Source organism: Pseudomonas sp. 2VD (genome assembly GCF_005503585.1).
Taxonomy (GTDB): domain Bacteria; phylum Pseudomonadota; class Gammaproteobacteria; order Pseudomonadales; family Pseudomonadaceae; genus Pseudomonas; species Pseudomonas aeruginosa.
Window position 1 is genome coordinate 1 of sequence record NZ_SCND01000317.1, and the last position, 6,919, is coordinate 6,919.

At 67.1% G+C, this 6,919-nt stretch carries 9 protein-coding genes; 3 read left to right on the forward strand and 6 right to left on the reverse strand.

Annotated elements, in window-relative coordinates; genetic code table 11:
* Positions 1-388, forward strand: a 388-nt coding sequence (locus FFS27_RS25525) for an isochorismatase family protein (protein ID WP_137952281.1), incomplete at its 5' end; no start/stop codon positions are given.
* Here the strand turns inward: FFS27_RS25525 and FFS27_RS25530 are convergent.
* A complete protein-coding gene (locus tag FFS27_RS25530) occupies positions 378-1,274 on the reverse strand; it encodes a LysR substrate-binding domain-containing protein (RefSeq protein WP_137952282.1) in 897 nt (298 codons plus the stop codon). The genes FFS27_RS25525 and FFS27_RS25530 overlap by 11 nt on opposite strands.
* Positions 1,275-1,397: 123 nt before the next feature.
* Between FFS27_RS25530 and FFS27_RS25535 the strand changes: the two genes are divergently transcribed.
* Entirely contained in the window at positions 1,398-2,009 is a 612-nt protein-coding gene (locus FFS27_RS25535; protein WP_021265218.1) for a glutathione S-transferase, read from the forward strand.
* 156 nt (positions 2,010-2,165) lie between these two features.
* On the opposite strand, the gene FFS27_RS25540 is transcribed toward FFS27_RS25535, so the two are convergent.
* Both FFS27_RS25540 and FFS27_RS25545 read right to left on the reverse strand, forming a co-directional pair.
* The gene (locus FFS27_RS25540; RefSeq protein WP_021265217.1) at positions 2,166-3,158 is read right to left on the reverse strand and encodes a zinc-dependent alcohol dehydrogenase family protein; all 993 of its coding nucleotides are present in this window, start codon (positions 3,156-3,158) and stop codon (positions 2,166-2,168) included.
* A gap of 65 nt (positions 3,159-3,223) precedes the next feature.
* Positions 3,224-3,526 (reverse strand): ArsR/SmtB family transcription factor, encoded by a 303-nt coding sequence (locus tag FFS27_RS25545; RefSeq protein WP_003092893.1) that lies wholly within the window; start codon positions 3,524-3,526, stop codon positions 3,224-3,226.
* A 201-nt stretch (positions 3,527-3,727) separates the two neighbouring features.
* On the opposite strand from FFS27_RS25545, the gene FFS27_RS25550 reads away from it, so the two are divergent.
* Positions 3,728-4,213 carry a DUF2165 family protein gene (locus FFS27_RS25550; RefSeq protein WP_009313440.1) on the forward strand — a complete coding sequence of 162 codons (486 nt, stop codon included), beginning with the start codon at positions 3,728-3,730 and terminating at the stop codon, positions 4,211-4,213.
* A gap of 291 nt (positions 4,214-4,504) precedes the next feature.
* Here the strand turns inward: FFS27_RS25550 and FFS27_RS25560 are convergent, their stop codons facing one another.
* The 3 genes from FFS27_RS25560 to FFS27_RS25570 all read right to left on the reverse strand — a co-directional run.
* A complete protein-coding gene (locus tag FFS27_RS25560; protein ID WP_003111148.1) occupies positions 4,505-4,855 on the reverse strand; it encodes a CesT family type III secretion system chaperone in 351 nt (116 codons plus the stop codon).
* A 187-nt stretch (positions 4,856-5,042) separates the two neighbouring features.
* Positions 5,043-6,053 (reverse strand): 23S rRNA (adenine(1618)-N(6))-methyltransferase RlmF, encoded by a 1,011-nt coding sequence (rlmF, locus tag FFS27_RS25565; RefSeq protein WP_021265214.1) that lies wholly within the window; start codon positions 6,051-6,053, stop codon positions 5,043-5,045.
* Between the two features lie 91 nt (positions 6,054-6,144).
* Positions 6,145-6,919 (reverse strand): SLC13 family permease (locus FFS27_RS25570; RefSeq protein WP_137952283.1); only part of this gene is annotated, 775 nt, incomplete at its 5' end.

Genomic DNA, 6,919 nt, shown 5'->3' on the forward strand with positions numbered 1-6,919 from the left:
GTACAGCAAGGGCCTGGGGCCGACGGTGGCGGCCCTGCGCGATGAGCTGGACGCCACGCAGATCCTCGAGAAGCTGGACTTCTCGGCCGCCGCCGACGGCGCCCTGCTGCGCGCGCCCGGCGGCGACCGCCGGCAGTTCGTGGTTTGCGGCAGCGAGGCGCACGTCTGCGTGCTGCAGACCGTGCTCGACCTGCTTGGCCGTGGTCGCGAAGTGTTCGTCGTGGAGGAGGCGATCGGCTCGCGGCGGTCGAGCGACAAGGCACTGGCCGTGGAGCGGATGCGCCAGGCCGGGGCGATGATCGTGTCGCGGGAGATGGTCGCCTTCGAATGGATGGAACGCGCCGGCAGCGACCGCTTCCGCGAGATCAGCCGCAACTTCATTCGCTGAGCGGTGGTTGCTCGGCCTGGTAGCGCCGGGCCTCCTCGCGCAGCCAGTCGGCGAAGGCCTGGTGGCGGTCGCTCGGCGGCTCGCGCTGCGGCCAGACCAGCCAGTAGGGATAGGGGTAGGGCACGCGGATGTCGCCCAGTTGCACCAGGCGGCCCTCGGCGAGGGCGCCGGCGACCAGGCTGCGACGCTCCAGGGCGATGCCCTGGCCCAGGCGCACGGCTTCCAGCAGCAGGTTCGAGTCGTTGATCAGCAGTCCGTGCTGCGGTTCCGCCACGCCGGCACGCTGGCACCAGAGCGCCCAGGATTCGGTGGAGCGCAGGGTAGGGCAGGCGACGATCTCGCTCGGCGTGCGCGGCAGGCGGCCGCCGTTGAAGTCGGGCGCGGCGACCATCAGCAACTCGTCGTCGAACAGGCGTTCCCGACCGACCCCTTCCCAGTCGCCCTTGCCGATGCGTACGCCGAGGTCGGCCAGGCCCTGGCGCAGGTTCTGCACGTCGAGACTGGCCACCAGCCGCACGCGACAGTGCGGATGGCGCTCGAGAAAGCGCGGCAGGCGCGGCAGCAGCCAGTTCAGGCCGAAGGACGGCATCACCGTGACCACCAGCTCGCCCTCCCGCGGACGCGCCCGCACCACCCGCGTGGCGTCGGCGATCTCGCCCAGAGAGGCGCGTACCTGCAGGGCGTAGAACCGGCCGTTCTCGCTCAGGCGCAGGCCGCGCCCCTCGCGGACGAACAGGGCCAGGCCGAGGAGGTTTTCCAGCAGCTTGATCTGCTGGCTGATCTCCGAGTGGGTGACGTGCAGCTCGCTGGCGGCCTGGCTGATGCTGCCGAGCCGGGCGACCGCTTCGAAGCTGCGCAGCGCGGTGAGGGGAGGGAGGTCGCTCATGTAAGTTTTTCTAAAGGGTTCGCTGAATTTATCTCGATATTTTTCGCGTTGTGCAACGACTAGAGTGATTTCCCCAGGCGCCACCCTCTTAGCGGCGCTTAATCATCGACAAAGGATGCCGCGATGCAACTGATCGGTATGCTGGATTCGCCTTTTGTGCGCCGGGTCGCCATCGCCCTGCGCCTGCTGGACCTGCCCTACGAGCACCGGCCGCTGTCGGTGTTTCGCAATTTCGAGGCGTTCAGCCTGTTCAACCCGATGGTCAAGGCGCCCACGCTGGTGCTGGACGATGGCACCGTGCTGATGGACTCCAGCCTGATCCTCGATTACCTGGAGTGCCTGGCCGGCCGCGAACGCAGTCTGCTGCCGCAACGGCCGCAGGCCCGTGCACGGGCGCTGAGTCTGATCGGCGCGGCGCTGGTGGCTTGCGAGAAATCCGTGCAGATCTACTACGAACTGAACCTGCGTCCCGAGGAACGCCGCCATGGCCCCTGGCTGGAGCGGGTGGAGGGGCAGTTACTGGCGGCCTACGACTGGCTGGAGGCAGCGCTGCGCCAGGAGACGCTGGCACGCGACGGTGGCATCGAGCTGGTCGGGGTGACTGTTGCAGTGGCCTGGCGCTTCAGCCAACTGGTGGTCGCGGAGCGGGTCGCCGCCAGCGAATACCCGGAACTGGCAAGCTATTCGGATTATGCGGAGGGGTTGCCGGTGTTCCTCGAGACGCCGCCGGTCTGAGCCCGCGAGGGGCCAGGCTGGCGCCCCTCGAACGGCTCGTTTCCGCCTGCGCCAGGCCCCGGTTCGTCGGCTGGCCGCCCCGATCTGGGCGCTGCGGGTCGGTACCGGGCACATGCCGGGGCGGGCCGCGATCGGGGCCCGTTCCGCGCCGTGGCGTCAGCGGGCGAACGCCTGTGCGGGATCGACCGACGGCTCGACCGCGATCGCGATTTTTCCCCGGATGCCATTGTCGCGACTCTCCAGGCGGGCGTGGGCGAGGGGGATGTCGGCAAGCGAATAGACGGCGCCGACATGCGGGCGCAACCGGCCGCGCTCGACCAGGGCGCTCAACTCGTCGAGCTTGCCGCGGTTCTGCCGGGTGAAGACGAAGTGATAGCTCGCGTTCCGGCCCCAGGCCTGGAGGAGGTTCTGCGGCTGGGCGAGGTCGACGATGCTGACCACGCGGCCGAGCTGCGCGAGCACCTCGGGGCTGCGCGACAGGGTGTCGCCGCCGATGCTGTCGAACACCACGTCGACGCCGCGGCCTCCGGTTTCCCGCAGGATGGCCTCGACGTAGTCCTGCTTCTGGTAGTCGATGAGCACATCGGCGCCCATCTGGCGGGCGAACTCGAAGTTGACCTCGCGCACTGTGGTGAAGACCCGGGCTCCCATGGCCTTCGCCAACTGGATCGCGACATGCCCGACGCCGCCGGCGCCGCCGTGCACTAGGATGCTTTCGCCGACCCTCAGCGCCGCGCGTGCGACCAGCGCTTCCCAGGCCGTGCCGCCGACCAGGCTGAGGCTCGCCGCCTCCAGGTGGCTCAGCGCGGCGGGCTTCCTGCCGATGATGCCTTCCGCTGCCAGGTGGTACTCGGCATAGCTGCCCTGGCCTTCGAAGATCTGCGGGGTGTACCAGACCTCGTCTCCCGGTGCGACGGCGGTCACTCCCGGCCCTACCGCTTCGACGACGCCGGACACGTCATGCCCGGTGATGGCCGGAAGCGCTACCAGGTCGGGGTAGTCGCCGCGACGGACCTGGTAGTCCAGCGGATTGATCGAGGTCGCATGGACCCGCACCAATACCTGTCCCGCCTGCGGCACCGGTTTGGGCACCTCGCGCAGCTCGAAGGATTCCGGACCGCCAAACGCCTTGAGTATCAACGCTTTCATTGCATATCCTCGTTTCGGTAAAAAGGGATATCGGGAATTTTCGATATATTGTGGCGTAGAAAGAACTACAGTTCCGCGCCGATCAGCTCGACGAGGGCACGGATATTCGCTTCGTTGCGCTTGTAGTAGGTCCATTGGCCGATCCGCCTGACTTCGACCAGGCCCGCCCGTTGCAGGATCGCCAGGTAATCGGACACGGTCGACTGCGACAGGCCGACGCCCTCCTGGATACTGCTGACGCAGACGCCCACGGTGTCGACGTCGCCCTCGTCCTGCGGAGGAAAGTTCTTCGCCGGGTCCTTCAGGCCTTTCAGGATTTCCAGGCGTGTCCGGTTCGACAGGGCTTTGAATGTTTCGAGCAGGTCCATGGCGGCGAGGATATCGGGAATTTCCGATTTGTCAATCCGGGACGACGGAGACCTGCCGTCGCTGTTGACCTCAAGTTGGGTTCAGGTCCTAGAGTGCCATCCGGCGTTCCCGCCGTTCCTCCCGATCAGCGCAGGCCCTGCGCTCGTTGGCGCCGGAAGGGCGCCGAGCGACGACCGCCCGTACTCTGCAAAGGACCCGGAATGGACACCCAGACTTCATTGATGATCTTCCAGCTCACCTGCTGCCTCGGCTTCGCCCTGTGGCTGAGCCTCGCCCTGATCAACAACCTGCAGGCCTTCGCCAGCTCGGTGGGGGCGATCGGCGTGACCATGTCGATGGCTCCCCTGGCCCAGCCGCCCGCGATCGACATGCCCTTGCTGGCGCGGGCGGTGCGCTCGCCGCTCATGCACCGCCTGGCCTTGTCGATCATCGTCGCGCTGCAGGTCGCTGCCGTCGTCACGGCCTGGGCCGGCTGTTACGAACTGCTGTTCGGCGCCGGCCTGGAGACGGCCCGGCCCTGGCTCAACCTGGCCCTGAGCGCGGCCCTCGGCTTCCTCTTCGGCATGCTGCTGGGCGGGCTCTGGTTCGGCTACTGGATCCGCCAGGAGGGATTGCAACTGACCCACCTGCTGCTGGTGGTCTGGGTGCTGGCGAACTTCTTCGTGCTCAACGTCCGCTGGAGCTGACGGGGACTGCCGGTACGAGGGAGCAGGGCGCGAGGACGGCGACGGTGGAGCGAGCCGGACGCCCGTCGATAGCGCGAAGTCGCATCTCGCTCCTGCCACCCGGTCCCTCGGCTCCCCTCTGTTCGCACGCGCTGCATGGGCTGACGCAGCTGGAACTGCCCCCGGGCAGTGGCAGCCGGCTGCCTCGAGGACAGGTGCTCCGGCTGGCTCGGCATGGTCACTGGAGTTCAGCCCCGGGGTTCTTCGAGGAAAGCAGAACCTGCGGCATCGGCTCCTTTCGCCCGACTGGGCTCAGCGCAGCTCTTCGGCGGCGGCGACCAGTTGTTCGAGTTGATGGTGGATCTGGGCCCTGTCCAGCAACTGCAAGGGCTGGCGGTTCCAGAGCAGCCGTTCGCCGCTTTCGGGGTCGCGGCCCAGGATCGGCTTGCAAGGGTCCTGGCTGAACAGGTTCTGCTCGCTGGCCGTAGCGTCTCCTTGTCCTTCCAGGCGGGTGAACATCAACAGGTGATCGGTCGGATGTTCTGCCAGATGGCAGAGATGCGGGCCCACCTGCAGGCTGAGTACGCTCTCCTCGTCATTGGGCGTCGGGAGATCGAGAGCGAGAAAAAGCTGGTGGATGGCGGCGCGGTAGAGTGGATTCATGGCGTGTTCCGAGTCACTGGAGGCAGCCATTAGAGCAGTGCCAGCCCGGAGAAACTGTTAATCGGGGTTCTCTTTTTTTAGGTTTTGCCGCTGCCGATTCCAGTGGAAAAACGGTGGCCGATCCTGATAGGCGATGGGGTGTCCGTTTTTGGGCTCGGCAGCGGAGCCGGGTGGCGAGGCGTGCTGGCTATTCGTCCAGTGGTTCCAGGAGGGCTGCTGTCCAGCGCTCCTTGCGCCAGGCCCGGCGCTGCTTCTTGTCGAGGTAGGTCCAGGCGACGAAGCGGCTCTGCTTCTGTCCCTGGGCCATGTCCACCACGCGGATATCGCTGGCGCCCAGCGTCTTCAGGCGCTCCTGGAGGTTCGGCAGGTTGCTCGCCTTGGACACCAGGGTGGTGAACCAGAACACCTGCGTGGCGAACGCCCGGCTTTCCTCGGCCATGCTGGCCAGGAAGGCCACTTCGCCGCCCTCGCAGTACAGCTCGGCGCCCTGGCCGCCAAAGTTCAGTAGCGGCAGGGTACGGGTCGGGTCGAGCTTGCCGAGGTTCTTCCACTTGCGCCGGCTGCCGCGCGTGGCTTCGTCCAGCGAGGCGTGGAAGGGCGGGTTGCAGAGGGTCATGTCGAAGCGCTCATCGACGCCGATCAGGCCCTGGAATATCTGCCTGCGATCAGGCTGCCGGCGCAACTCGATGGCAGCGGCGAAGCGTGGGTTGGCGGCGAGGATCGCAGCGGCCGAGGCCAGCGATTGCGGGTCGATGTCGGCGCCGACGAAGCGCCAGCCGTATTCGTGGTGGCCGAGCAGGGGGTAGATGCAGTTGGCTCCGGTTCCGACGTCCAGCGCACGCAGGCTGGGACCGCGTGGAATCAGGCCATCGTGGCTGGCGCCGAGCAGGTCGGCCAGGTAGTGCAGGTAGTCGGCGCGACCGGGAATGGGCGGGCACAGGTAGCCATCGGGTATATCCCACTCGCGTACGTCGTAGAACTGTTGCAGCAGCGCGCGGTTGAAGGCTTTCACCGCCGCCGGATCAGCGAAGTCGATGCTCTGCCTGCCGTACGGATTGAGGATGACGAAGCGCTCCAGTTCCGGGCTGCCGGCGATCAGGCGCGGAAAGTCGTAGCGTCCCAGGTGGCGATTGCGCGGGTGCAGCGGGCTGGCGCTCTTGCGCTCGGCGTCGGGATGCGGGCTGGTCGGGCGGGGCATGTTCTCGGTTTCCGTGACGGCGAGGCGGGCATTATTCACATCCGCCGGAGGCTGGCCAGTGTTTCTGCCGAGCGGCGCGCTCCTGGCCCGGTCACAATGGAAACAGCCACGGAATCACCAGCACGCAGACGAACATCACCAGCAGGGTAAATGGCACGCCGATCCGGACGAAGTCGCCGAAGCGGTATTGGCCGGGGCCCAGCACCAGGGTGTTCACCGGCGAGGAAATCGGCGTCATGAAGGCTGCCGAGGCCGCCACCGCCACCACCATGGCGAAGGGGTAGGGCGAGGCGCCGATCTGGTTGGCGGTGGCGATGGCGATCGGCGCCATCAGCACCGCGGTAGCGGTGTTGGAGATGAACAGGCCGATGGCCGCGGTGAGCAGGAACAGGCTGGCCAGCAGCACGCGCGGGCCGGCGTCGCCGAGGGCGTCGACCAGCAGCGAGACCACCAGGTCGATACCGCCGGTCTTCTGCAGGGCCAGGGCGAAGGGCAGCATGCCGACGATCAGGACCAGGCTTTGCCAATGGATGGCGCGGTAGGCGCCGTCCATGTCGATGCAACGGAACAGGCCCATCAACAGGCAGCCGACCAGTGCCGCGACCACGTTGGGCACCACCCCGCTGACCATCAGCGCCACCATCACGGCCAGGCTGAGCAGGGCGTGCGGCGCCTTGCTCAGGGCCGGCGCCACCTCGTCGATCTCCGCCGGCAGGCTGAGCACCAGGAAATCGCGGTTGCGTCCCTGCAACTGGCGGATCGCCTTCCAGGCGCCGATCACCAGCAGGGTATCGCCAAGGCGCAGCTTCTCTTCCAGCATGCCGTCGGTGAGCGCTTCGTGGTCGCGACGCAGGCCGACCACGTTG